The 24,059-nt window shown below is 53.9% G+C and carries 22 protein-coding genes and 1 pseudogene; 8 read left to right on the forward strand and 15 right to left on the reverse strand.

Annotation, left to right across the window (positions count from 1 at the left end; translation table 11 throughout):
• Window positions 1–34: 34 nt before the first annotated feature.
• Window positions 35–355, reverse strand: coding sequence for an ArsR/SmtB family transcription factor (locus OSB_RS02695; RefSeq protein WP_049833533.1), 321 nt, complete (start codon window positions 353–355; stop codon window positions 35–37).
• A gap of 139 nt (window positions 356–494) precedes the next feature.
• Here OSB_RS02695 and dnaE point away from each other — a divergent pair, with 139 nt between their 5' ends.
• Both dnaE and OSB_RS02705 read left to right on the forward strand, forming a co-directional pair.
• Entirely contained in the window at window positions 495–3,998 is a 3,504-nt protein-coding gene (gene dnaE / locus OSB_RS02700) for a DNA polymerase III subunit alpha (RefSeq protein ID WP_049833534.1), read from the forward strand.
• 104 nt (window positions 3,999–4,102) lie between these two features.
• Window positions 4,103–4,984 (forward strand): hypothetical protein, encoded by an 882-nt coding sequence (locus OSB_RS02705; protein ID WP_049833535.1) that lies wholly within the window; start codon window positions 4,103–4,105, stop codon window positions 4,982–4,984.
• 3 nt (window positions 4,985–4,987) lie between these two features.
• Here OSB_RS02705 and OSB_RS02710 read toward each other — a convergent pair whose 3' ends face one another.
• Complete coding sequence (locus OSB_RS02710; protein ID WP_049833536.1) at window positions 4,988–5,191, reverse strand: SlyX family protein; 204 nt, start codon at window positions 5,189–5,191, stop codon at window positions 4,988–4,990.
• 108 nt (window positions 5,192–5,299) lie between these two features.
• Here OSB_RS02710 and hisS point away from each other — a divergent pair, with 108 nt between their 5' ends.
• The 3 genes from hisS to hisG all read left to right on the forward strand — a co-directional run bounded on the left by hisS (window position 5,300) and on the right by hisG (window position 8,749).
• Window positions 5,300–6,787 (forward strand): histidine--tRNA ligase, encoded by a 1,488-nt coding sequence (gene hisS / locus OSB_RS02715; RefSeq protein ID WP_049833537.1) that lies wholly within the window; start codon window positions 5,300–5,302, stop codon window positions 6,785–6,787.
• 181 nt (window positions 6,788–6,968) lie between these two features.
• A complete protein-coding gene (locus OSB_RS02720; RefSeq protein ID WP_049833538.1) occupies window positions 6,969–8,060 on the forward strand; it encodes an ATP phosphoribosyltransferase regulatory subunit in 1,092 nt (363 codons plus the stop codon).
• Entirely contained in the window at window positions 8,057–8,749 is a 693-nt protein-coding gene (gene hisG / locus OSB_RS02725) for an ATP phosphoribosyltransferase (RefSeq protein ID WP_049833539.1), read from the forward strand. The genes OSB_RS02720 and hisG overlap by 4 nt, the downstream gene beginning before the upstream one ends.
• A gap of 105 nt (window positions 8,750–8,854) precedes the next feature.
• On the opposite strand, the gene OSB_RS02730 is transcribed toward hisG, so the two are convergent.
• Together OSB_RS02730 and OSB_RS02735 are read right to left on the reverse strand one after the other, a co-directional pair.
• Complete coding sequence (locus OSB_RS02730; protein ID WP_049833540.1) at window positions 8,855–9,778, reverse strand: porin family protein; 924 nt, start codon at window positions 9,776–9,778, stop codon at window positions 8,855–8,857.
• Window positions 9,779–9,972: 194 nt separating this feature from the next.
• Window positions 9,973–10,386, reverse strand: a complete 414-nt coding sequence (locus OSB_RS02735; protein WP_412457886.1) for a DUF1489 family protein — start codon at window positions 10,384–10,386, stop codon at window positions 9,973–9,975.
• Between the two features lie 84 nt (window positions 10,387–10,470).
• Between OSB_RS02735 and OSB_RS02740 the strand changes: the two genes are divergently transcribed.
• Entirely contained in the window at window positions 10,471–12,732 is a 2,262-nt protein-coding gene (locus OSB_RS02740; protein WP_049833541.1) for an adenosylcobalamin-dependent ribonucleoside-diphosphate reductase, read from the forward strand.
• Window positions 12,733–12,951: 219 nt separating this feature from the next.
• Here the strand turns inward: OSB_RS02740 and OSB_RS02745 are convergent, their stop codons facing one another.
• The 3 genes from OSB_RS02745 to OSB_RS02755 all read right to left on the reverse strand — a co-directional run bounded on the left by OSB_RS02745 (window position 12,952) and on the right by OSB_RS02755 (window position 15,661).
• Window positions 12,952–13,611, reverse strand: a complete 660-nt coding sequence (locus OSB_RS02745; protein ID WP_049833542.1) for a hypothetical protein — start codon at window positions 13,609–13,611, stop codon at window positions 12,952–12,954.
• Window positions 13,592–14,797 carry a TniQ family protein gene (locus OSB_RS16425; protein WP_074202178.1) on the reverse strand — a complete coding sequence of 402 codons (1,206 nt, stop codon included), beginning with the start codon at window positions 14,795–14,797 and terminating at the stop codon, window positions 13,592–13,594. Before OSB_RS16425 ends, OSB_RS02745 begins: the two co-directional genes overlap by 20 nt.
• 393 nt (window positions 14,798–15,190) lie before the next feature.
• Window positions 15,191–15,661 carry an FAD-dependent phenol hydoxylase family protein gene (locus OSB_RS02755; RefSeq protein WP_234967339.1) on the reverse strand — a complete coding sequence of 157 codons (471 nt, stop codon included), beginning with the start codon at window positions 15,659–15,661 and terminating at the stop codon, window positions 15,191–15,193.
• Window positions 15,662–15,702: 41 nt separating this feature from the next.
• On the opposite strand from OSB_RS02755, the pseudogene OSB_RS02760 reads away from it, so the two are divergent.
• Window positions 15,703–16,122: pseudogene (locus OSB_RS02760) on the forward strand (cytochrome P450); the annotation flags it as partial.
• Between the two features lie 13 nt (window positions 16,123–16,135).
• Window positions 16,136–17,425 (forward strand): type I glutamate--ammonia ligase, encoded by a 1,290-nt coding sequence (locus tag OSB_RS02765; RefSeq protein WP_049833546.1) that lies wholly within the window; start codon window positions 16,136–16,138, stop codon window positions 17,423–17,425.
• 115 nt (window positions 17,426–17,540) lie between these two features.
• On the opposite strand, the gene OSB_RS02770 is transcribed toward OSB_RS02765, so the two are convergent.
• The 8 genes from OSB_RS02770 to OSB_RS02805 form a co-directional block, all read right to left on the reverse strand.
• Window positions 17,541–17,879: an Lrp/AsnC family transcriptional regulator gene (locus tag OSB_RS02770; protein WP_082166406.1), complete on the reverse strand. Its 339-nt coding sequence runs from the start codon at window positions 17,877–17,879 to the stop codon at window positions 17,541–17,543.
• Window positions 17,880–18,007: 128 nt separating this feature from the next.
• Window positions 18,008–18,508 (reverse strand): cytochrome b, encoded by a 501-nt coding sequence (locus tag OSB_RS02775; RefSeq protein WP_049833547.1) that lies wholly within the window; start codon window positions 18,506–18,508, stop codon window positions 18,008–18,010.
• Window positions 18,509–18,543: 35 nt separating this feature from the next.
• Entirely contained in the window at window positions 18,544–18,789 is a 246-nt protein-coding gene (locus OSB_RS02780) for a hypothetical protein (protein ID WP_049833548.1), read from the reverse strand.
• A gap of 83 nt (window positions 18,790–18,872) precedes the next feature.
• Window positions 18,873–20,162, reverse strand: a complete 1,290-nt coding sequence (locus OSB_RS02785) for a sensor histidine kinase (protein WP_143831176.1) — start codon at window positions 20,160–20,162, stop codon at window positions 18,873–18,875.
• On the reverse strand, window positions 20,146–20,829 hold the full coding sequence (locus OSB_RS02790) for a winged helix-turn-helix domain-containing protein (RefSeq protein WP_049833550.1): 684 nt from the start codon (window positions 20,827–20,829) through the stop codon (window positions 20,146–20,148). The genes OSB_RS02785 and OSB_RS02790 overlap by 17 nt, the downstream gene beginning before the upstream one ends.
• An 81-nt stretch (window positions 20,830–20,910) precedes the next feature.
• The gene (locus OSB_RS02795) at window positions 20,911–21,240 is read right to left on the reverse strand and encodes a PepSY domain-containing protein (protein WP_049833551.1); all 330 of its coding nucleotides are present in this window, start codon (window positions 21,238–21,240) and stop codon (window positions 20,911–20,913) included.
• 425 nt (window positions 21,241–21,665) lie between these two features.
• The gene (locus tag OSB_RS02800) at window positions 21,666–22,571 is read right to left on the reverse strand and encodes a formylglycine-generating enzyme family protein (protein ID WP_425311657.1); all 906 of its coding nucleotides are present in this window, start codon (window positions 22,569–22,571) and stop codon (window positions 21,666–21,668) included.
• Between the two features lie 102 nt (window positions 22,572–22,673).
• Window positions 22,674–23,966 (reverse strand): sulfatase-like hydrolase/transferase, encoded by a 1,293-nt coding sequence (locus OSB_RS02805; protein ID WP_049833552.1) that lies wholly within the window; start codon window positions 23,964–23,966, stop codon window positions 22,674–22,676.
• Window positions 23,967–24,059: the final 93 nt, after the last annotated feature.

The raw sequence follows: 24,059 nt of genomic DNA on the forward strand, positions 1-24,059 counted from the left end.
TAGACCCCTGCGTCAGATTGGATCAAAGCGGGAATTACGCGCTTTTGCAAGCCTCAGTTCCGTTAGGTCCATCTAGCTGGCTTTCCCAAACGCGGCGTTGCCACTCGAGCCAGCCTTGAAGTTCCATCATCGGGGCAGCTTCGATATGGCAGGTGCGCACGCGACCTTTTTTGACGGACCGGACGAGGCCGCAGGTTTCAAGGATCTTGAGATGTCGCATGAATGTGGGCAACGCGATATTGTAATCACTTGCGAGAGAAGTGACGCTCGCGGGGCCCTTGGCCAATCGCTCAACCACGGTGCGGCGGGTTGGGTCTGAGAGGGCGGAAAAGATGGCGTTGAGGTCTCTTGGCATGGAAGGAATATTGACGGTGTTTCTTGCGATCGTCAATATAGTTAGTCAAAATGCTAAGTTATGGGTTTTGGGGCGGTGAGCAGTCCAAATTAATATCTAACACTTTCACCTGCATCGCGCCCCAGCTAGGGTACAGATTATGGCTGATCCACGATTCATACACCTGCGCACGCATACAGAATACTCACTTCTTGAGGGGGCGGTTCCTGTAAAAACCCTGAGTGGGCTTGCAGCAAAGGCTGGGATGCCTGCGGTGGCCGTTACGGACACCAACAACCTGTTTTGTGCACTGGAATTTTCCGAATATGCGGCGAAGGCTGGAGTTCAGCCAATCATTGGGTGTCAGATTGATTTTGGAATGGGCACGGATGAACCCGGTCGTCGCCCTGAGCCGCCCGCACCGCTGGTTTTTCTGGCGCAGAATGAGGCGGGTTACCTGAACCTCATGAAGCTAAACTCATGTGCGTACTTGGATGCGAACGGGGAGCTGCCGCAAGTTTCACTCGATGATTTGGCGAAACATTCCGAGGGTTTGATTTGTCTGTCTGGTGGGCCGGACGGACCTATCGGGCGGCTATTGCGCGCTGGGCAACGCCCCGCTGCCGAGGCTTTGATGACCAAACTGGCCGCGACTTTCCCAGATCGTTTGTATGTGGAACTGCAGCGCCACCCCGTTGATGGCGGCCTGCCTGAGGCTGAACAATTGTCGGAGCAAGGCCATGTCGAAATGGCCTACGCGATGGATTTGCCGTTGGTTGCGACCAACGATGTCTATTTCCCAAAGGCCGCAATCTACGAAGCGCATGATGCGTTGATCTGTATCGCAGACGGTGCCTATGTCGACCAAAACGAGCCCCGCCGCCGCTTGACGCCGCAGCACTACTTCAAGTCGCAAGAAGAAATGGTCACGCTGTTTGCGGACCTTCCAGAAGCCGTCGCCAATACCGTTGAAATCGCCAAACGTTGCGGTTTCAAAGTTTACAAACGCGATCCAATTTTGCCCAAATTTGCCGATGACGAGGTCGCAGAACTGCGCCGTCAGGCCGAAGCGGGACTAAAGGACCGTCTGGCGATTATCCCCCATGCGGCCGACGTTGCTGAGTACGAGAAGCGCCTCGATTTTGAACTCGGCATCATTGAGGGCATGGGGTTCCCCGGCTACTTCTTGATCGTTGCGGACTTCATTAAATGGTCCAAGGATAACAACATCCCAGTCGGTCCGGGCCGTGGGTCTGGTGCGGGGTCTTTGGTGGCCTATGCGCTGCTGATCACCGATCTTGATCCTTTGCGGTATTCCTTGCTGTTTGAGCGGTTCTTGAACCCCGAACGTGTGTCCATGCCCGATTTCGATATCGATTTTTGCATGGATCGCCGCGAAGAGGTCATTCGCTACGTTCAGGAAAAATATGGCCGCGATAAGGTAGGCCAGATCATCACCTTTGGTGCGCTATTGTCCAAAGCCGCCGTACGCGATGTTGGGCGTGTTTTGCAGCTGCCGTACGGGCAGGTCGATAAACTGTCCAAGATGATCCCCGTGGAAGGCGTCAAACCTGTCAGCATTGTTAAGGCGCTGGCGGATGAGCCGCGCCTGCGCGAAGCGGCGAACAATGAAGAAGTTGTCGACCGCTTGCTGACCTATGGGCAGCAGTTAGAAGGCTTGCTGCGCAACGCATCGACCCACGCGGCGGGTGTTGTGATTGGCGACCGTTCGCTCGATGAACTTGTGCCGCTCTATCAAGATCCGCGTTCTGATATGCCCGCGACCCAGTTCAACATGAAATGGGTTGAGCAAGCAGGCCTCGTTAAGTTTGATTTCTTGGGTCTGAAAACGCTGACAGTGATCCAGAACGCGATTGACCTGATCCGCAAGTCGGGCCGCGATATTCATACGGCCGCAGATGGAACAGAACTATATGTGCCCGCCGAAGGTGCAGTGAATGAAATCAACGCGATTCCGCTGGACGATGAAGCGAGCTATAAGCTTTACGCCGCCGCCAAAACCGTGGCCGTGTTTCAGGTGGAATCCAGCGGTATGATGGATGCGCTGAGGCGCATGAAACCGGATTGTATCGAGGACATTATCGCGCTGGTGGCATTGTATCGCCCCGGCCCGATGGAGAACATTCCGAAGTTCTGTGAAGTGAAGAACGACATTTCGGATCGCGACACGCTGCATCCGTCCATCGACCACATTCTCGACGAAACCCAAGGCATCATCGTTTACCAAGAACAGGTTATGCAGATCGCCCAAGAAATGGCGGGCTACTCGCTTGGTGGCGCTGACTTGTTGCGCCGCGCGATGGGTAAAAAGCTGCAAGAGGCGATGGACGCCGAGAAGCCGAAGTTCATTTCCGGTGCCGCTGAAAACGGTGTCGATAAGAAGAAAGCGCAGGAAGTCTGGGACCTGCTGGATAAGTTCGCAAACTACGGTTTCAACAAATCCCACGCGGCGGCCTATGCGGTGGTCAGCTACCAAACCGCGTGGCTAAAGGCGAACCATCCGGTTGAATTCATGGCCGGCGTGATGAACTGCGATATCCACCTGACGGACAAACTGGCAGTGTATTTCCAAGAAGTGAAGAAGGGGCTTGAGCTGCCTTGGAAGCCACCTTGCGTGAACACATCGCTCGCCACGTTTGACGTGCAAGATGGCGCGTTGGTCTATGGCCTTGGTGGTCTGAAAAATGTCGGCGCGGATGCGATGGGCCTTATCGTGGATGCGCGATTGGCAGAGGGTGCGAAGGCGTTCTCGACGCTGTTTGATCTTGCCCGCCGCGTTGATCTGAAACGTGTCGGTAAACGCCCACTTGAAATGTTGGCCCGCGCGGGTGCGTTTGATGTACTGGATCCGAACCGCCGCAAAGTGCTGGGTGGGTTGGATGCGCTGGTTGGGTATTCCGCGGCGATCCATGACCAGAAGAATTCCAATCAGGTGTCGTTGTTTGGTGAAGCTGGCGATGATCTGCCAGAACCGCGCTTGCCTGCGTGCGAGGACTGGTTGCCTGCTGAACGGCTTGCCGAAGAATTCAAAGCGGTTGGGTTCTACCTGTCCGGCCACCCGCTGGATGACTACCTTGCGCCGCTAAAACGCAAAGGCGTGCTGACCCTTGATGAGGTGACAGCCAAGGCTGAACGCGGAGCGCACGTCGCTAAAATGGCGGGCACAGTGGCGGGGCGTCAGGAACGCAAATCCGCACGCGGCAATCGTTTCGCGTTTGTTCAGCTTTCTGATCCAACGGGTCAGTACGAGGTCACGATGTTCAGTGATGCGCTAGAAGCCTCGCGCGATTTTCTGGAAACGGGTGCGCAAGTTGTCCTAAGCGTCGAAGCCACGATGGAAAGCGAACAACTGAAACTCCTCGGGCGGTCGGTGTCGCCGATTGATTTGGCAGTGGCTGATGCTGGCTCAACCGGTTTGCGGGTGTTCCTTGGGGATATCGCGGCAATCCCGACAGTCGATGAAATCCTGCAAAACGCGATCCGCGACAAGGTTAAGGGTGGGCGTGGGCCGATCACATTTACCATTGATGATGCCGAACTGGGCGAGATTGACGTGGAACTTGGCGCTGAATTCCCTGTGAACCCGCAGATCAAAGGTGCGTTACGCAGCCTTAGCGGTGTCATCGAAGTGCAAGAAATCTAACGCATCTTTAACGTGCGGCGAAACCCCGCCTGTCCAAAGGGTCCGGTGGACGCACGCGACCCCATCCGTTAATACATTCGAAACGGTAAGGTGAAGGACGCTAAATGCGCCATATTTTGTTGGGACTGGTTGTAGCCACAGGGCTTTCTGCGTGTGGTGATCCACTACGCGATGTGGCACGTTTAGATGATGTTGTTATCGCCGATGGCGCAGCGAACGTCGCCGAAACCCCTGCTGAAGCACGTAACAACGCAGGCGGCGGTGGCTTGTTTCGCCGTATGCTGAACCGCCAACCTGATGATCCGACAAATGCTGCCGTTGAAGCGGCTTTGGCCGATACGGCAAATGCCGAAGACGGCGACGAGGAAACTCTGGTCCAAACATCCGCCTCATCAACAATACCGGAACCGCAAGAGGCTGAACTGCCAAGGCGCGGCTTGCGCGGGCTGTTTAGTGGCAATGGCCGCGCAGAACGCCCACGCACGGGCCCCGACGCGACCGATGTTGACGCTGGCACTGTGATGCCGTTTGGAACAATCGCGCGGGTCTGTGGGTTAGGTTCTAACCAACTTGGGACACAGATCGATGGTGGCGGTGGTTTCAGAATTTACGACACCATTCCCCAAACAACGTCCCCGCGGCCCTTTTATATCACAGGGTTTGATGACAATTGCGCGCGCACATTTACAGGTGCTGTGGTCGTGACTGGTGACATCGAAACCCATGAATTCGTCCGCTATCAAGGCAGCAACGAAGGCATTGATTACACCACAACCGACAATGCCTATGAGGCCTTGAAGGCAAGCGAATGCCGCGTCGGTCGTGGCCAGCCTTGTGGTGAGCGCACGGAGCGTCTGAACCGCGATACGCATTTCATAACTGTCTATAACTTCTTTGGTGGCACGTTCAGTTCTGTGCCAACGCAGTGGGCGCAAATCCTCGTCCATGACGGAGAAGTTTTGGCGATGTCCTTAAAAGACGGCTAAAGCCTAGTAGTGTGGCGGACGTTGGTCTGCCATCATCGCTGATCCGCCTGCATCGGCTTCACGGCCTGCTTCGCGCTCCATCAACATCTGTACGCGGTGGGTCAGTTTGCTGATCTCACCTTCTTGGCGTGCCACAATATCTGACAAATCATCCACGGTGCGGCTCAGATGCGCGAGCTGTTCTTCAAGGTTTGTTTGGTCACTCATACACATCCATTAAGGCGCTGGGCCGCGCTTTGCTAGCCCCTGCTGTTGCGTGGCGCGTGTGGGCGCGGTAAAGCGCGGGGATAAATGTCCTCAGCGGGAGCCAAGCGAATGGCCAAGCAGAAAAAACCCCAACGACCCAAGGCGCAGACCCCTAAAGGGTTTCGCGATTATTTCGGCGCAGAAGTGGCGCAGCGTACAGACATGTTGCGCACGATTGCTGGGGTTTATCATCGCTACGGGTTCGAAGCGCTTGAATCTGCGGCTGTTGAAACCGTCGAAGCGTTGGGCAAATTTCTTCCTGACGTGGACCGCCCGAATGAGGGTGTCTTTGCGTGGCAAGAAGAAGACGAAAACGACAACGGCGATTGGCTGGCGCTTCGCTATGACCTGACTGCGCCGCTTGCTCGTGTTTTCGCACAGCACCGAAATGATTTGCCGACACCCTATCGCCGCTATGCAATGGGTCCGGTTTGGCGCAATGAAAAGCCCGGTCCGGGTCGTTTCCGCCAATTTTATCAGTGTGATGCGGATACGGTTGGGTCTGGCAATGTTGCCGCTGATGCCGAGATTTGCGCGATGCTGGCTGATACTTTGGAAGCCGTGGGAATTGATCGCGGCGATTACGTCGTGCGCATCAACAACCGTAAGGTTTTGAACGGTGTGCTTGAGGTCATGGGCCTGTCTGATGATGACCAGAAGGCAAACGTCCTGCGTACCATCGACAAGTTCGACAAAGTTGGCGAAAGCGGCGTACGTGAATTGCTCGGCAAGGGGCGCTTGGATGCCTCTGGCGCCTACATTGACGGCGTGGGCTTGTCGGATGAGCAAGCCGAACCTGTTGTCGCATTTCTGACATCCAAGTCTGACACAACTGAGGGCACATTGGCGAACCTGCGGGCCGCGATTGGTGACAGTGAAGTTGGCGCAAAGGGCGTGGATGAATTGCAGACAATGGCAGACCTTTTGGCGGCTGGTGGCTATGGCCCTGACCGCATCGTGATCGACCCAAGCGTTGTGCGTGGCCTTGGCTATTACACTGGCCCAGTTTTTGAAGCCGAACTGACGTTTGAAATCAAAGACGAAAAGGGTCGCCCGCGGTCCTTTGGTTCCGTTGCTGGCGGTGGTCGCTACGACGATCTCGTGAAACGCTTCACAGGCCAAGAGGTCCCTGCGACAGGCGTGTCTATTGGCGTCGATCGCTTGCTTGCAGCGCTGCACATGAAGGGCCGCTTGAACACGGACACGACGGGTCCTGTTGTGGTCACGGTTATGGATCGTGATCGCATGGCGGATTATCAGGGCATCGTGTCCGAGCTGCGTAATGCAGGCATCCGTGCAGAGGTTTACCTTGGCAATCCAAAAAGCTTCGGCAACCAGTTGAAATATGCAGACCAACGCAACTCACCAATCGCGATCATCCAAGGCGGTGACGAGCTGGAAGCAGGCACATTGCAGGTCAAAGACCTGATCCTTGGCGCGAAGATCGCCGAGACTGCATCGCAGGAAGAATGGAGCGAACGCCCACAACAGTTTGAAATTCCGCGTGCCGATCTGGTGAGCCGGATCAAAACGCTTTTAGACGAGCAAGCAAAGTGAAGAGGCTCGGTAAATTAGCTGCTTGGTTTGGCATGTCTATGTCTGGAAGTATGGTCTTTGGGTGCAGTGTAATGTTGGGTTTGCTCAGTTTGCTAATGCAATTTTGGCTGTTGCTTGCCATTTGCGTTTTGGCTGCAGTCGTAGGTATTTGGCTAATTGATCGTGCGGAGGATTTAGATAGATGAGCAAATTTCACGCTCAAGCCAATTGGGATCGCGCGCGGCGCTATCAAGCAACCATTGCTGCTAAGGGTGCTGTGATTACGGATGCAGATTACCTGCAGTCGGCGGAAACGCTGCTGGACCTATACGGCGAAGACATCCGCGCCCGTGCATTCACCACGCAGGACCCTCTGCGCGGCGAGCAAATGTTGCGCCCCGATTTCACGGTGCCAATCGTACAACAACACATGGCTTTCGGCGCAGAACCCGCGCGTTATACCTACATGGGCAAAGTATTCCGTAAGCAGGAAGTCGACGAGGCCCGCCCATCCGAGTTTGTGCAAGTCGGGTTTGAGGTCTTTGACGGTAGTGATGTCGCTGCCGCTGACGCGGAAGTCTTCGCAACCTTCGCTGAAATCCTCGCGGACGTGCCCGTTTCGCCCGTTACGGGTGACATCGGTATCCTTCGTGCGGCTGTTACGGGCCTCAAAACCACTGAACACCGCCGCGCAGCACTTTTGCGCCACCTCTGGCGTCCGCGCCGCTTTAAGGCGTTGCTGGACAGGTTTGGGGGCGTAACTCCGGTTCCTGCCGCGCGCGCCGCATTGCTTGCCGATGCTGATCCGTTGGCGAAGTTGCCAGCGGTTCTAGGTTTGCGCTCGGAGTCCGAGATTGCCCTGCGGATTGAGGCCTTGCGCGACGATGCCGCTGCGGAACCGATTTCTCACATGGAACGTGATCTGCTGGATGCGCTGTTGAAGGTACGCGAAACCGCACCCAATGCGCTGGCCCTACTTGGCGATATTGCGGTCGATCTTCCGTCTATCTCAACGGCTGTTGATGGGTTCTCTGCACGGTTGGACGCGCTGTCCAAACACGGGATCAATGTAGAAGAGCTCCCGTTTGAGGCGTCCTACGGTCGCACATCGATGGAATACTATGATGGTTTCGTTTTTGGTTTCTCGGCGGCTCCAAACCTGAACATTCCACCCGTCGCGACGGGTGGGCGTTATGACGCGCTGACGACTGTGCTGGGTGCTGGAAAAGGTGTTCCTGCTGTGGGCGGTGTGATCCGGCCAGATCTCGTCGCAATCGCGGAGGCTGTACAATGACCCTCAAGCTCGGTGTGCCGTCCAAGGGGCGGCTGATGGAGAAAACATTCGATTGGTTCGCGGCACGCGGTGTGACGCTGCGCAAATCCGGTTCTGATCGTGAATACGCAGGCGCTGTGGACGGCATTGATGGCATCGAATTGGTGCTTTTGTCCGCCGGTGAAGTCCCGCGCGAATTGGACAAGGGGAACATTCACCTTGGGGTGACCGGTTCTGACCTTGTGCGCGAAAAGCTTAGCGGGTGGGATCAGCGTGTTGTCGAAATTGCCAAGATGGGTTTTGGCGGTGCAGATTTGATTATTGCGGTGCCGCAAGCCTGGATTGATGTCGATAACTTGGACGATCTGGATGCAGTCGCTGCCGCGTTTCGCGCCAATCACGGGTTCCGCCTGCGCATTGCCACCAAATACCACCGCCTTGTGCGGGAATTCCTACGTGAAAATGGCGTGGCGGACTACCAGCTCGTCGATAGCCAAGGCGCGACAGAAGGCACAATCCGCAACGAAACCGCCGAGGCCGTCGCTGACATCACGTCAACAGGTGAAACCCTGCGCGCAAACGGGCTGAAAATACTGAGCGATGGTCCCATCCACGCCAGCCAAGCCACGTTGTTTCGGGGCCGTCGCAGCAATTGGACCAAAGAGCAGCGTGAAACGCTCAAGGCCCTCAACGCGAAATTAGAGCGTTAGTTCGAGTTTTCCGGCGCTGATCTTGAGGCCGTCGATCATCGGTACCCGAAAACGAAATAGGACACCCAAAGGGTGCCCTATTCCAATGCAAACAAAAGGGTAGATTTAGTAGTCGAAGGCACCAGCTGTTTCTATGACACCAAGCAAGCGATCTGCAGTGGTTTCGTATGATGCAGGCTTGTCGCCAAAGTCCATGGTCATGCCGATGTTAAAGCCATCGACCTCAAAACCACCAAGATCAACGCGCGAAAGACCAGCATACAATGTGTATTTGTCATTCACGTTGTAAGTACCGCCCAAGCGGATCAAATCGGCGTCTGTTCCGGCAATGTCAGCCGTTGAGTACGCACCGCGAACACCCCATTGATCGTTGATCTGGTAATTACCGGCCAAGCTGATCAAAGACAGATCTGTTCCACCCAAACTAATCGAAGCATATTCAGCCTTTACGCCCCACTGGCCCGTATCGTATTCGCCGCCAAGAATGATGAGCGGATCAACTGTGCCTGAGGTTTCGTCAAGAGCGTGCACAGACATGGACACATCCGCATAGTCATTGAACTGATAGCCAACGTGTAGGCCAAGAAGCCCATCGACACCCGGCACAGGTTGGTTGATGTCAGCAAAGCTCAAACGGCCAAAGAAAGTGCCGTTGTCATAAGCGACACCGATTTCATCCAAACCGATACTAAGGCCAGTTCCGCCAATTCCAAATCCGAGGTTAGATGACGAAACGTCTACGCGGTAGTTGCCAGAGAACGTGTATCCGGCGCCAATCGTAGATACATCTGCAGTCAGGTTAACTGGGACACCATCAGGTGAGATTGTTACCTGTGTACCATTGATCCAGAAATCGAAGTCCTGAACACGCACACCAGCTTCTGCGCCAAGTATGGATGCATTTACATCACCACCAGGTGTCGACAACATTTCAAAGTCGGCGATAAGGCGACCGTAGCTGAGTTCTTGTGCCGCTGCGCTTGTAACGGCAGTCATAGCAATAGCGGTACCTATAAACAGGGTTTTCATCGTAATTCTCCTAAAAATATCAGTCGTAAAATTGTTCGTAAAAATATGTAGGTATTTCCGCTGGCGAAAATACGCTAGCAACACGTTAACTTTAGTTAATAAAGTATTGATGAACAATAGGGAGGATCCAAATGTCCCGTTTGGATCTCATCCTGTTGCCGGCCCGTTACAGTTGGTTCTTGAGGATGAATTGTCTAAAGAACCCCGATTTCAGCAAGTGCTGCGGACAGCGATTCAGGCAAGGCTTCTTCTGCCTCTCGTCCTTCGGGGAGATCCATTGGAGCGTCTGCGGGCTTTAGATAGCGCCATCCCTGAAAGGGGCGTTTTAACGTTGGTGCGATGCGAACAAGTTCAGGATCAAGAACAATAGCACAGCGGCGTATTCCGTCGGACCCGATCACTTCGTCGAACCGCAAGATACGTTGGCGACACAAAAGTGAGCCCTTGATGACCCAATACATCGACCCACCGGCAAGGATTTCATCGGCCCGTTTGGGCCACATACGGGTAATATGTCTTGGCAGGCCATCAGGGGCTTGCGCACGCTTGTCCGCGTGCCATAAGGCCAAATCTGAGGCGCTTTCAGTGCCAACAGATAGCTTCTGCATATGAAGTATGTTCTTCAAAAGTTCCCCCTGCTTATGGTAGGGTAAGTTCTTCTTAACGATTCTGCCACCAACCAAGAGGTACTCATGACCCGCTTTGCCGCTCCAATTGCCGAACAAATTTGGAACATGAAATACCGCTTGAAAGAGGCGGATGGCACGCCAATTGATGCGACAGTTGAAGAGACTTGGTCACGTGTTGCGAAATCACTGGCGTCAGTGGAAAAAAAGCCCGCGGAGTGGGAACCTAAGTTTTATAAAGCGTTGGAAGACTTCCGGTATTTGCCAGCTGGCCGCATCACTGCGGGCGCGGGGACCAATCGGTCCGTAACCTTGTTCAACTGCTTTGTTATGGGAACGATCCCTGACACGATGTCGGGCATTTTTGACAACCTGCGCGAAGCCGCGCTGACGATGCAGCAGGGTGGGGGGATCGGATATGATTTCTCAACCATTCGCCCGAAGGGTACGACTGTTCACGGGGTTGCTGCGGATGCCTCTGGCCCATTGAGCTTTATGGACGTCTGGGACGCGATGTGCCGCACGATTATGTCTGCGGGGTCCCGCCGCGGGGCGATGATGGCGACGATGCGCTGTGATCACCCAGATGTGGAAGACTTCATCACCGCTAAATCCGACGCCAACCGTTTGCGTATGTTCAATATGTCCGTGCTTGTCACCGACCCGTTCATGGAAGCGGTAAAGGCGGATAAACCGTGGGATCTGGTTTGGGATGGCGCGGTTGTTCGCACCGTTCAAGCCCGCGAACTATGGGACAGCATTATGCAGTCCACATACAGCCATGCTGAACCGGGCGTTATTTTCATCGACCGTATCAATGAGATGAACAACCTCAACTACGTCGAAACCATCGCGGCGACGAACCCATGTGGTGAGCAACCTTTGCCGCCATACGGCGCGTGTTTGCTCGGGTCTGTAAACCTTGCACGTTTGGTGCATTTCCCATTCGAGAAATCCGCGCACGTCAGCGAGGACGAACTGACCGAACTGGTCGCGACAGCCGTTCGCATGATGGACAACGTTGTGGATGCGTCAAAGTTCCCACTGGAAGCACAAGCAAAAGAAGCGGCCGCAAAGCGCCGGATCGGGCTTGGTGTTACTGGGCTGGCAGATGCACTGCTGATGACCGGCCTGCGCTATGGATCCGAGGAGGCGGCGCGTCAAACGGAAGTTTGGATGAAAGCGATCGCCCGCGCCGCGTATCTGGCGTCGGTGGACTTGGCCAAGGAAAAAGGTGCGTTCCCGTTGTTTGACGCGGATCAATACCTCAGCTCGGGCAACATGATGCAGATGGACGACGATGTGCGCGACGCGATCCGTACCCACGGTATCCGCAACGCCTTGCTGACCTCTGTCGCACCAACGGGCACGATTTCCCTATACGCAGGCAATGTGTCCAGCGGGATCGAGCCAGTGTTCGCCTACGCCTACACCCGCAAAGTCTTGCAAAAAGACGGCACGCGCACTGAAGAAGAAGTCGTAGACTACGCCGTTAAAATGTGGCGCGATCTGCACGGTGATGCAGAACTACCGGACTATTTCGTCAACGCCCAAACACTGCCTGCGATGGACCACGTACGCATGCAGGCTGCCGCGCAGAAATGGGTCGATAGCTCGATCTCTAAGACGATCAATGTGCCCGAAGACATCTCGTTTGATGACTTCAAAGAGGTCTACATGGAAGCATGGGATTCAGGCTGTAAGGGTTGCACGACCTACCGTCCAAACGATGTAACGGGTTCTGTTTTGTCCGTCGAACCCGAAACAAAGCCGGAAGTCATTGCGGATGAAAACGCAGGCGACGTTATCTATATGACTGAGCCGCTGGATCGCCCGGGCGAGCTGACAGGTCAAACATACAAGCTTAAATGGCCGGATTCCGAGCACGCGATTTATATCACCGTGAACGATATCCTGCATCAGGGGCAGCAGCGCCCGTTTGAGGTGTTCATCAACTCTAAGAACATGGAACACTTCGCGTGGACAGTTGCACTGACCCGTATGATTTCCGCCGTGTTCCGTCGGGGTGGCGATGTGTCGTTCGTCGTCGAAGAGCTTAAGGCGGTGTTTGATCCGCGCGGTGGTGCATGGATTCAAGGGAAATATGTCCCGTCTATCCTCGCGGCTATTGGCGGCGTCATTGAAAAGCACATGATTTCGACGGGTTTCCTCGCCGGTGAAGGGATGGGGCTTAAAACTGATCCCCACGCCGAGGTGGTGAACATGAAGCCCAAAGGCAACGCCTGTTCAAGCTGCGGCCAGTATACGCTGCGCATGGTTGAAGGGTGTATGACCTGTTCAGATTGCGGCTATTCGAAGTGTGGCTGATCGGGTTCTTTCCTTATGTTGTTGTGTGACGTCCGACATCGAAAGTACGTTTTTGCGACAAAAAACGGATGTTAGCGCTGATCGCGAGACGAATTAGACACTGGCGGTTGGAGTGGCGCAAAATTGCCTTCTTGGACGATGTTGACAGATAGAAGAAATGGCGGACCTTTTCGGGGTCCGCCATTCGTTTTAGTGAAGTAATTCTTTGTGACGAGGACCTTAACCTAAAGAACTGTCCACGTCCTCCTTGAGGTAGATTTTGCCGTAGTCCACCCCATCTGGAGAGAAGGGTTTTACACCGGCTTCGGCAAGCTCAGTATTCAGGTGCTGCCAGCTTCGATCATATTCTGCACTCATGCTGCGTAGCGTGTAGAATTTCGTATGGAATGCTTGGGCATCGGCGGGGCTGATGTAGAGCTGCATAGAATTTGTGCGTGGGTTTCTTAGCTTCGAGCAGGGAGAATGGCCTCTAATAATAAGACGTCTGAACGCCGGCATCTGCCGAGCGCCCACAGACTTCGCAAACATCTCAATCGAACTGGCATCTGGATTTTTGCCGCCAAGTAGTGAGGCGACCTGGTCATGATAGACGTACAATGCAGCGTAGCCGTCAAAATCAGCATGATTACCTACCCGCAATGGCTGGTTGGCTTGAATTGCACGGACGATGTCACCGGGCCGTATTTTGAGTCTCATTGCGGACTTTGAAATGTGCTCCCAGCCATGCTGAGCCTGAACCAGGTGTTCAGCCCCGTAAAATAACTGCGCCAGAAAATCCTGACCATCCGTTGGGTTCCAGACATGTTTTGTTTCGACGTCTAGGAGGGTGGGTCTTAGCACACCATCTTCCACAAGAAGGTTAAACTGCGACCGTGTCATGCAAAGTCTTTCCGCGAATATTTTTTGCCGGCAAATAGGTCACCAAAGACGCGAGCAAATGTGACGTGTCCTCAGCATCGAATAACGCCCAAGCGTCTGGTTGCTCAGGGGAAATTAGCTTTCGTGCCTCAAGGAGTTTGCGCAATCTGCGTTGGTCAACACCGGTCTCTTTGCTTGCGGTGATGACCGAATGTAGTTGTCGCCTTTCTACCGGATCGCCCATCAATTCGTCGCCAACTCCCAGAGGCCAAGTTTCCAAAATGTGGCTACGTAAAATATCTCGGAACGGCATGAAGTCTGGATCAGTAGCATAGTCATGCGCAAGCCGTTCATACAGCAAGGGAAAAGTCGCCTTGGGCCCCTGTTGTGGCGTCGCTGTTCGCTGCTGTAACTTCTGAAGCGATTTTCGAATTGCTGACTCACCTTTGCGCGCTACCTCATAACCGGTTTGATAAATGGCCCAACGATCCTCTCTAGGAATGGATGACGGAGCTGAAATCTCGAGCCGCAACAACGCGTAACCAAGAAGGAAGCAAAAGGTCGCACCGGCATGCAGAGGGTGCTGGTCCAACCATCCGTCTGCCCTCCCGTTTTCTAAACGGTTGTCTATCCACTGATCATAGTCAGTGAACTCTCTGGTCTCTTGGTCAAAGTCACCTTGGACAAGGGCTGCTGCGTGGTCGGTGAAACGTTGTGATGTATCATAACGCAAAATCAGGTTTGATTCACGCCAAAGTGGCACCAAGGGGTGACGGTGCTTCATGCATAGGAATACATGTTTGACCATCCAATGGCCGCGCAGGGCCATCGCCTGCTCGGGTGGTCTGGTGTGATCTTGGGCATCTTCTTTGAGGCATAGGGGGCACCCCTTTATGACGGGATTTCGAACAGACATGCCGTGAAAGGTTTCACCGCAAAGTCGGTGTGAAGATCTATTGCGATGACTGGCCGTCCACTTTGCTACCTGCTCAGGATTCACCGAACCGAGCGCACTTAGCGTCCGGATGGCTGTGATTTCTCCGTCAACGACTGATTTGAAGGGCATGTCATAATTAAGCCCGAGAAGGCGGGATGAAACACCATTGCGTGCGGCGAGGCGCGACATAAAGGAGAATCCGGTTTCACGCTCGGCAAGCGGTACGCTGAGCGGTAAGGGGACGATTTGGGTGGGCGGCTCTGTAGTCATGTTGAAGATCTATGCCGCAATAATTGAAACACAAGCCATTCCGGAAGTAAGGCGAATTCCATCAACGATGTTGTCGAATGCGGTAGGAGGCAGTCTCCGCGAATACGATAATGCAAGGTATAGATGGGCGGAATGCGGACTTTCGCTGCGGTTGCAAAGTTTCAGACGAGCCAATGAAGAAGCGGACCTTCAGCATAGACATCACGTGCAGATGCAGCGAATGGCGGCAGTGAGCCCATAGTGACAGTTTTCCTCGGCGTGGCTACTGGCGGGGGAACGTTTTAACTCGCGCGCGGCTATTTGGCGAAAAGCCAGCATGTTTTGCCATTCAGCTTGCTCAACGAGGCGCAAAAAAACCTCAAAGTCTCATACTCCGATGCCAATAATGGCGGGTTATGTTTGCTCAATCATGAATACGTCGAAGAACTTCGATAACTCCACATGAGCTGTTACAGGCAAGATCGAGGCGATATGTTGATCGGGCCTGACGATCACAACACAGCCGCTGCTGCGCTCGATGCCGCGAAGATCAAAGACGTCGCTCCCACTTTGGCTTTGGAATACTTTTTCGTAGTCCCTAAGGCCGTACTTGCCTTTTGCCGGCCACAGATAGCCATGCAAGTCATGCATCGACAGATCCTGTTGTTGGAAGATGGTGTAGGTGTCGATGACCGAGTCGATATCTGAGCCCTTTGGCGTGTATTTCTGTACGGGGGATGAGGCGTCATTCGCCAAAAAATCAATGAATTGATATGCATCGGAAGAGGGCTTTGTCGGGTCTTGAGTGCCCCCAAACATGAAAATGCGCCAGCGTCCGTCCGCCTTAACAAGATGGCCCAAATGTTGGCTTCTACCATCGGCCACGCGTGTCGCTTCTGCTGAATGGAAGCGTTGACCGATCTTGTAGCCAGTTGAAAGCGGGTGGCGAGGTCTGGGACACGATGGCGGACGAGGTGATCCGTTGGGCCACCCCAGCCACCTATTTCCGCCGCACCGCAACGCAAGACTACGACATGCACGGCAAGACCATCCGCGAGGGTGACAAAGTTTTGTACTGGTTCGCATCGGGCAACCGCGATGACTCGTATTTCGATGAACCCAACCGCGTGAACCTGATGCGGAGCCCCAACAAACACCTCGCCTTTGGATTGGGTGGGCCGCACCTGTGCCTTGGCATGTGGTTGGCGCGCCTTGAGGTCACGGTGCTGTTCCAAGAACTCAGTAAACGGATCACTGACATCAAAGCGGATGGGCCACAGCTGTTCCTGCGTTCGAACTTTGTAAGCGGTCTTAAATCGCTGCCCGTGCGGATCACGCGCGCTTAAACTGGAGAAAATAATGAACGATAGATTGCGCGCGGTCTTTTGTGACCATCTGAGCATTATGCGTGGGAAATACTTGCCTCACAACAAAATCGGGACAGATGATACGCGGTTTTGTCGCTCAACCTTTGGCGTTCATTACGACAAAGACCTGTTGCCCGCCCCCGGTGCGATGATGATGGAAGGCCTGCCCGACATGGAGCTGCGTTGGAGCGCGGATGACATTCGCGACTGCTGGGAAAGTGGCACCAAGATCGTTTTGGGCGATCTGTATGACACGGACGGTTTGCCTCTGCCGATGTGCCCACGTGGCGCGCTGAAACGCGCGGTTGCGGCTTGGGCGGCGAAGGGGCTGACACCCAAGGTCGGCATCGAGTTAGAGGCTTTTGCCTTCATCCATGACGCTGACGGTAAACTGATCCCCTACGACAGTCTTGGCGGTGTCGTTTACGGAACAGGTCCGTTCACCGATCCGCGTGGCTTCAACGATGCGATCTGGGACGTAGCGGAAGAACTTGGCTTCAGTCTTGATATGATCACGGCCGAATATGACAGCCCGCAGTTCGAATACACGCTGACTTTTGATGATGCGGTAAAAGCTGTCGACGATATCATTTTGTTTCGCCAAATGGCGCGCGAAGTGGCGTTGGGCGAAGGCGTGATCCTGACGGTTATGCCCAAACCCATCGCCGAGGCGGGGGGCAACGGGATGCACATCAATTTCTCGTTTAACGACAAGAACGGCGACAACTCCCTTTCGACGGGTGGCAAAGGCGGGCCCGATCATCTGAACGATCTTGCGCGTGGCTGTCTCGCGGGGCTGCTGCACCATCACAAGGGCCTCGCTGGTCTGATCGCGCCGACCGCCAATTCCTATGATCGCCTGCAGCCCGGTTCGTTGTCCGGCCATTGGAAGAACTGGGGCGGCGATCATCGCAATGTGACGACACGGATCAGCAGCGAAGGCGGCGCCAAAGCGCGGTTGGAACACCGTATGGCCGACGCATCATCGAACCCTTACACAGCCGTTGCTTCCGTATTGCAGGCGGCCTTGTTGGGGGTCGAAAACGGATATGATCTGCAACCGATTGAGACTGGCGACGGATTTGTAGAAACGGACGCTACAATTGGTGCTGCCACTGATTTGAAGTTCGCGATCGCAGATTTGGCGGCTGACGTGGCCTTATCTGAGGCTGTTGGTTCTGGCTTGGTCGAAAATCATATCTTCATGAAATTGGCAGAGGTCGAAAAGACCGAGAAGCTTACGCCAGAAGCGCTGCGGGATTTCTATATTTACTACATATAGAGATTTGTTTCGTTGGATCCAATGCGTCCCGACGACATCACCGCAATGTAGATCGTCTTCGATCCCAACTGCATTGCTGCTAGGAAGGTACCCTGACGTTGATATTTGCTCGCGTTCAAATGCCGACTGGCAGCGCGCCAGACACCTTCAGTTCTCGCAAAATGAAAATGGTCGTCGTCGTCCTGACAACCCCAAGCCCAAGAAGGTTGCGCATAATGAAGTGTTCAAGGTTTTCAGGATCAGTGGCCGCAACCTTTAGAATATAGTCAAAGTCGCCCGTGATGGACGCACATTCCAGAACTTGTTCGCTCTCTTGAATAAACGCATGAAATTTATCAATCGAGGCTGATTCATAGTCAACGAGGGACACCTGAACATGGGCCAGTGCGTTCAATCCAAGTTTCTTACCATCCAAGATTGCCGCAAAGGTGGCCCCGGAATAAATCGATGCCACTTGGAAAGCCTATTGCACGCGGTGCCAATGGTTTCGAATTGGCCTAGCCTATTTCGCGCAGCGTTTTACTCGATACGGCCGCAGTCTTTTGAATGCGACCGCAAGTATTGTGGCTACCGACTTACCAGTTAGATCGGCAACCGACCTGTCATGCTTTCGAGCACCCCGTCTCTCCGAACAATCTTATGCCAGAGCGCACCAAAAATATGGACGCCGAGGAAGACCGGAAGGGCAAACAGTGTAACGTCGTGCAGAGCCAACATTGCATCCATGAATAGGCCGTCGAGCATCGGAGTGACAAAACCAAGGGCGATACCCAAGCCCGACAGAACGATCCCAAAGACGCTTGCATATAGACCAACCTGAACAGCACGCGACGCAACGTGTTCCCATTTTGGTGCGTCCTGAGGCAGGCGTGTGTGGCCTGCGACGTACTTTGTCCAAAGTAGGCGAACAAGAAACAAGGCTCCTAGCGCCAAGGCGAAGATCACTTCAAATTCAAGAAGGCCAGGTTGATTCAGCTGACGAACGTTGTTCAATCCTTTGAAATAACCATAGGCAAGTAATCCGGCGGATAGCCAATGGATGGTTTTGGTCACGAAGCCATGAGCGCGCGCAGGGGGCTGCATGTGCGGTCCTTTCTGTTGGTGAGTGGGTGTGAAGATCAAGCAGCGGGCGCGGCGTCTACGGTCTTGTCTGCCGTCGCGTCGAGAGTGTCGTCTGCATCTACTTCGCTTGTTTGCGCCATCGCGGCGAAAGGAGCCGCGAGCAGCGCCATGCCGACGGCGGTCAATGCAAGCAGTGCCAAAACGCTTATGGTTGCCAGTCCGATCCCCGCTATAACGACGCCGAAGGCAAACAGTGCCGCACCAGATACGAGGGACGTTGCTTTGTTGATTAGGTTTTTCATGTGGTCATCTCCAGTTTCATCTTTGTTGCGATGAAACAGATATGAGAGGCCAAATTTACGGACGCCTGACTGCAAGTTTACAATTATGCAAAGTTCAGTGTGACCCGCAGCCCCTTAAGGTTTTGGTCCGGGTCATTTTGAGCAAGAATGAGCTTCGCGCCATGCCGATCCGCCACAGCGCGCACCAGTGCGAGACCCAGTCCCGTGCCCTCACTCGATCGCGCCGCATCCAGACGGACCATCGGCTTAATGACCTCATCATATTGCTCAGACGGGACGCCTGCGCCGTTGTCTGCGACACCAAACGCAGAACCGTGGGCAAATAGGGCAATGTCCTTGCCCCCATGAACTAGGGCATTCTGTATAAGATTGGCAGCAGCCTGCACTAGCATTTGGCGATCCGCCATTACAGTCGACGCCACATCTGTATCCAGCGTCAGCGTCTTGCCTGCATCTTCAACCACAGGCCCAAAAGTTTCCGCAAGTTCATCGACAAATTGGCCCAATGCCACAGGCTCAAACCCGTCATTCCCTTGTGCGGCCTCAATCCGCGCCACCCGCATGATGGTGTCAAAGACGCCTGTCATACGCGTCGCTTCTTCTAACGCGGCGCCGCGCTCCTCACCCTCTGGCAAATCTTCCAGACGGGCACGAAGCCGTGCAAGGGGGGTGCGCAGATCGTGGGCGATGCTACCACTCAAATGACGGGCTTGCGCCACAAGGCGTTCAAGTTCAGACGCAGTTCGGTCAAGCTCATGTGCGATGTCATCAAGGTCATCTTTGGACCGCTTAAGCCCCGTGCGTGCGCATAGATCGCCCGTCCCAAGGCGGTGCAGCGTGTCGTTGATCCGTACCAAACGGCGCTGCGCCAACAGTCCGGTTCCAAACCCGATAGCCAAGGTCACCGCAATAACCAAAGCTGCGGTCGTCCAAAGTACCCCGGCAAGAAGCTCTTGGGCGCGGTCGCTGTCTTCGACTGGAACAGCAATCAGGATCGGATCGCCGTTGCTATCGTCAGTCACCAAGACACGCCAAGTCTCGGATCTTTGGAAATTGCGATCCAGATCAACGGTTCCGCCATTGCGGTCCACCGCGCGCCTAAAAGGTTGCGGGAGACCGTCCAGATCATCCAAAGATCGCAAGATCATCGCGGGACTGTCGCCTTCAACGTCTTCCAATGCGGTCGCACCCGCCAGTGCTTGCAAGGTCTCGTCAACGCTCTGCTCAATGGCGTCTTCACCCACTTCAAGGGCAACAAAAATGGTAATCGCCATACCGACGGCAAAAATAACCGATAACAGCAGCGACAAGCGCAGCGTTGATGAGCGCCGCAGCCATCCTAAGCGTTTGGTGACCCTATTTGCCAAAGACATATCCTTCACCGCGTCGCGTCCTGATCAGAGCCTCTTTAAAAGGTTTATCGATTTTGGAACGCAACCGGCTGATATGCGTTTCAACGACACTGGTTGTTGGATCAAAGCTCATATCCCAAACCTGTTCGAGCAACATAGTACGGGTCACCAAACGGCCCGGACGGCGCATGAAGTATTCCAGAAGTTTGAATTCTTTCGCCATCAGGTCGATTTCCTGCTCTTGACGGATACAACTGCGCGACAACATGTCGAGCGTTAAGTCAGCGAAGCGCAACACCGTTGACGCGGGTTCTGCACTGTCGCTGCTGTCACGCCTGCGGCCCAAAGCGTTCACGCGGGCAGACAGTTCAGCGAAAGCAAATGGTTTGGTCAGATAATCATCGCCGCCTGCGTCAAACCCCTCAACTCGGGCGTCCACCTCGCCCAATGCGGTGAGGAACAATGCGGGGGATGTATTCTTGGAGGCGCGCAAGGACTTCAACACAGACAGCCCGTCTAAACCGGGCACCATGCGGTCCAAGATCAACAGATCAAACTCTTGGCCCATCGCGGCCATCAACGCGTCTTTGCCGTCCTCAAAATGGTCAACGACATGGCCTTCTTCGCGCAAGCCACCAGCAACCCACGGGCCGAGGTGTTTGTCATCTTCCAACAGCAAAATGCGCATGGCTACTCTCGTTTCAGTTTTAACGCGGGGAAGAGGCTGCTGTCTCCAGCAACCTCTCTTTCGTCCCCGATGTGGCGTCTTTTACGCCTCGTCGGTGTCATCATCATCTTTGTCGCAGCCTTCGCGGTCTGCCTTCACTTCCAGAACATCGCCTGTCTGCGCGTCAATCTCAACTTCCATTTCTTCACCATCAGCCGAGAGGATTTCGATTTCATAGATTTGTTGGCCACGGTGGTTTTCAAGTTCGACCTCCTGCACCTCACCCGGGATTTCCATAAGGGCGATCTCGATCACCTGTTCTTCTGTAAGGCCTGTCGCATCTGCTACGGATTGGGCTGACACCATGCCAGCCAAGCTGCCTGCTAAAACCAGACCAGTGAGTGCGCCGCCTGCGATAAGTTTCATGTTCATAAGAGGTCTCCAAATTTTGTGTGATGGAAGACGTTGTGTCTTCCGATGACACCAAGATGGGACGTCGATATTACAAACGCTTCTTTTCAAACTTACATTTTTGTAAACTAGGCCATGGTCGGTAAAGTGCGCAGACTGCGATGTTGCAACCAACACATTTGGCCAAGAGATTTACCTGTTGTTCCACCTAGAGGACTCCTCTCTAACTGCTGGCGTGACTTGATGCTCTGTTTTGCAGAGTGAGCTGTAAGATCGTTCACCAATGGAGAATGCGAAAAGTAAGGAGGTCAAATATATTGCAATGTTTCTCGCCTTCGGCCCATTAAGAAAAATACTAATTTACTAGGCACTCCAATACCTTAGTCGTACCGTTGCGCTACCAGAATGCTCTGTATATACGTTCGAATACCGAATGGATTTGCGAACTAAACCTCGCCCCAAACGACTCGAAATCCCTGATGAGGAGTGGTTGTGTCCGGTGAATTCCCGATACGCGCAGCGACACGGTAGCGATAGCAATAGCTGCGGTGGCATAAGAACGATCCCCCCTTTAAGAGCTTGAAGCCCTTCATCGCCGCAAGTCGGTCTTTGGTCTTTTTTTTGAGAGAAGGGATGCGGAAAGGGTCACTTGTCCATTCCCAAACGTTACCTACCATATTGAATAGCCCATAAGCGTTTGGTTCAAAGGCGTTGACAGGCGAGGTGTTTTTCCAGCCATCAGCACCTGTGTTGTGTGTTGGAAAGCGGCCTTGCCAGATGTTGCATGGTAGAAACGTATCGTCATCCGGTTCCTTGTCTCCCCACGGAAAAGGCACATCACCGAGACCGCCGCGTGCGGCGTGTTCCCACTCAACTTCGGATGGCAATCGCCCGCCACACCATTCCGCATATGCGACAGCATCGTTCCAAGAAACCTGAACAACCGGATGATCTTCATGCCACGCTACCTCACCAGTTTTTGGACCGTTGAGGTCACGCCAGGTCGCACCCTCAACCATACGCCACCAAGACGTTCCGGGGGCACTTCGGGTCTTGCCAATGCTTTTGGGTACGTCGGAATGGAATACAAAGGACCAACCGAATTGTTCCGCTTCGGTTATGTATCCTGTTGCTGCTATAAATTCTGCGAATTCCGCATTGCTGACCGTCGTGGTTTTCATGCGGAACGGTTTTACCTTCTTTTGTCGAAGCGGGCCTTCACCGTCGCCTTGGATCAGAGGGCGCGCCGTCCCAATCAAGGCCTTACCGCCCGGAACAGCAACGCTGTCAGGGCGGCAAGATGTTTTGGTTTTATGTACTTGAGCAACAAGATTTGGCCGTTGGATGCCCACGGTAGGGGTGCAGCAACTTGTTTTACCATTGTCAGTCAAATCAGCGTACTCATTGGAAAACCCCATTGGGATTGATTGCGTACAAGCCGGAGCTTTTAAGCGTTAGTTGGCAGGGGCAACTATCGCCTCACGCGCTGCAGAAAGCGCCTCAGATATGGCGAGATGTTCAGTAGTTCCGCCATCGGCAAGCAGGTCATTTTGCTCCATAGGATCCTCTACGAGGTTATAAAGTTCAACATCTGCGTCCAGCGCTACGACGACTTTATAGTCACCCTCACGGTAAGCCCAGCCATACATTCCGCCGCCCTTAGTCTCGCGTTCGGTGAAGTGTTCGACGTAAAGAAAGTTACGTGAACCCTCTGCGCCAGCCAACACTGGGCCAAAGTCGATTGAATCTTGTGAATCGAAACCAGTGCCCGCCAGTCCCGTAATCGTAGCTGCAAGATCTGTCGTATTAACAAATGCAGCCGTACGGCCCGCGTCAATGTTTGGACCTGTGACGATTAATGGTACGTTGCTACCGCTGCTATAGAGCGAGGCCTTCGCGCTATGTTCTCCATAGACACCACTGGTGACCTGATTTGGCGACCCGTTGTCACCGATGAACATAACGACAGTGTCTTCGGGAATGGATGACAGTAACCGACCAACTTCGGTATCAAGTGCCTCCAGCATGGCTTGGTAATAGGGCAAGGGATTATCGGAGATAGCGGCCTCGTCGTCCTCCAAATCGTGGGACGAGTGCAAATCTGCTGGTGGCAGATGGAATGGAGAATGTGGTGCATTATAGGCAAGCCATAAGAACCATGGTTGTTCCTGTTCGCCAACCCAATCGATCGCGCGGTCTGTCTGGATTGTGGTGGCATATCCTTCGATCTCGACTTCCACGCCGTTCTCAATTGCGGTCCAGTTGTGATAGTCAGAAAGACCGCCAAAATATGGACCAAAGTAGTCAGGAATTCCCATATCGGCGGGGGCCCCATAACCACTTTGTCGGCCTGTAATGTGCCACTTTCCGATAAGGTTGGTCGCATAACCTGTTGGCGCCAAAGCATCAAATATCGTGAAAGTGTCGACAGAAAGTTCATCGCTACCGTCTGTGGCAACTGGTGCACCAACGCCTGTACGCGACCCGTACTGGCCACTCATCATGGTCGCGCGGGTGGGCGAACATGTTGGCGACGAGTGTGCGTTTTCAAAGACGAGACCCGCTTCACACAATGCTTCGATATTTGGCATGGATGCTTGCTGGTTACCCACGTTATAGCAGGCGGACGCATCTAAACCCATGTCGTCAGCAATAATCAAAAGCACGTTGGGTGAAGCCATGGCTTGCCCCGCACCGCTGATCGCTGTGGCCATCAATAAGCTCGCGGCAATTGTTGAGTTCTTCATACTCGGTCCTTTCCAAAATGACCTATACTTCGTCTTCGCGTCCATCAGTAATGTTGCATCCCATTTGAAATGAAACAGCAGACACGAGACACA

This window comes from Octadecabacter temperatus, assembly GCF_001187845.1.
Classification (GTDB): Bacteria; Pseudomonadota; Alphaproteobacteria; order Rhodobacterales; family Rhodobacteraceae; genus Octadecabacter; species Octadecabacter temperatus.

Excerpts from the sequence above, each read along its gene's own strand:
- OSB_RS02695 (WP_049833533.1), bottom strand. The coding sequence starts at position 355 with ATGCCAAGAGACCTCAACGCCATCTTTTCCGCCCTCTCAGACCCAACC.
- dnaE (WP_049833534.1), top strand. The coding sequence starts at position 495 with ATGGCTGATCCACGATTCATACACCTGCGCACGCATACAGAATACTCA.
- OSB_RS02705 (WP_049833535.1), top strand. The coding sequence starts at position 4,103 with ATGCGCCATATTTTGTTGGGACTGGTTGTAGCCACAGGGCTTTCTGCG.
- OSB_RS02710 (WP_049833536.1), bottom strand. The coding sequence starts at position 5,191 with ATGAGTGACCAAACAAACCTTGAAGAACAGCTCGCGCATCTGAGCCGC.
- hisS (WP_049833537.1), top strand. The coding sequence starts at position 5,300 with ATGGCCAAGCAGAAAAAACCCCAACGACCCAAGGCGCAGACCCCTAAA.
- OSB_RS02720 (WP_049833538.1), top strand. The coding sequence starts at position 6,969 with ATGAGCAAATTTCACGCTCAAGCCAATTGGGATCGCGCGCGGCGCTAT.
- hisG (WP_049833539.1), top strand. The coding sequence starts at position 8,057 with ATGACCCTCAAGCTCGGTGTGCCGTCCAAGGGGCGGCTGATGGAGAAA.
- OSB_RS02730 (WP_049833540.1), bottom strand. The coding sequence starts at position 9,778 with ATGAAAACCCTGTTTATAGGTACCGCTATTGCTATGACTGCCGTTACA.
- OSB_RS02735 (WP_412457886.1), bottom strand. The coding sequence starts at position 10,386 with ATGCAGAAGCTATCTGTTGGCACTGAAAGCGCCTCAGATTTGGCCTTA.
- OSB_RS02740 (WP_049833541.1), top strand. The coding sequence starts at position 10,471 with ATGACCCGCTTTGCCGCTCCAATTGCCGAACAAATTTGGAACATGAAA.
- OSB_RS02745 (WP_049833542.1), bottom strand. The coding sequence starts at position 13,611 with ATGACACGGTCGCAGTTTAACCTTCTTGTGGAAGATGGTGTGCTAAGA.
- OSB_RS16425 (WP_074202178.1), bottom strand. The coding sequence starts at position 14,797 with ATGACTACAGAGCCGCCCACCCAAATCGTCCCCTTACCGCTCAGCGTA.
- OSB_RS02765 (WP_049833546.1), top strand. The coding sequence starts at position 16,136 with ATGAACGATAGATTGCGCGCGGTCTTTTGTGACCATCTGAGCATTATG.
- OSB_RS02775 (WP_049833547.1), bottom strand. The coding sequence starts at position 18,508 with ATGCAGCCCCCTGCGCGCGCTCATGGCTTCGTGACCAAAACCATCCAT.
- OSB_RS02780 (WP_049833548.1), bottom strand. The coding sequence starts at position 18,789 with ATGAAAAACCTAATCAACAAAGCAACGTCCCTCGTATCTGGTGCGGCA.
- OSB_RS02785 (WP_143831176.1), bottom strand. The coding sequence starts at position 20,162 with ATGTCTTTGGCAAATAGGGTCACCAAACGCTTAGGATGGCTGCGGCGC.
- OSB_RS02790 (WP_049833550.1), bottom strand. The coding sequence starts at position 20,829 with ATGCGCATTTTGCTGTTGGAAGATGACAAACACCTCGGCCCGTGGGTT.
- OSB_RS02795 (WP_049833551.1), bottom strand. The coding sequence starts at position 21,240 with ATGAACATGAAACTTATCGCAGGCGGCGCACTCACTGGTCTGGTTTTA.
- OSB_RS02805 (WP_049833552.1), bottom strand. The coding sequence starts at position 23,966 with ATGAAGAACTCAACAATTGCCGCGAGCTTATTGATGGCCACAGCGATC.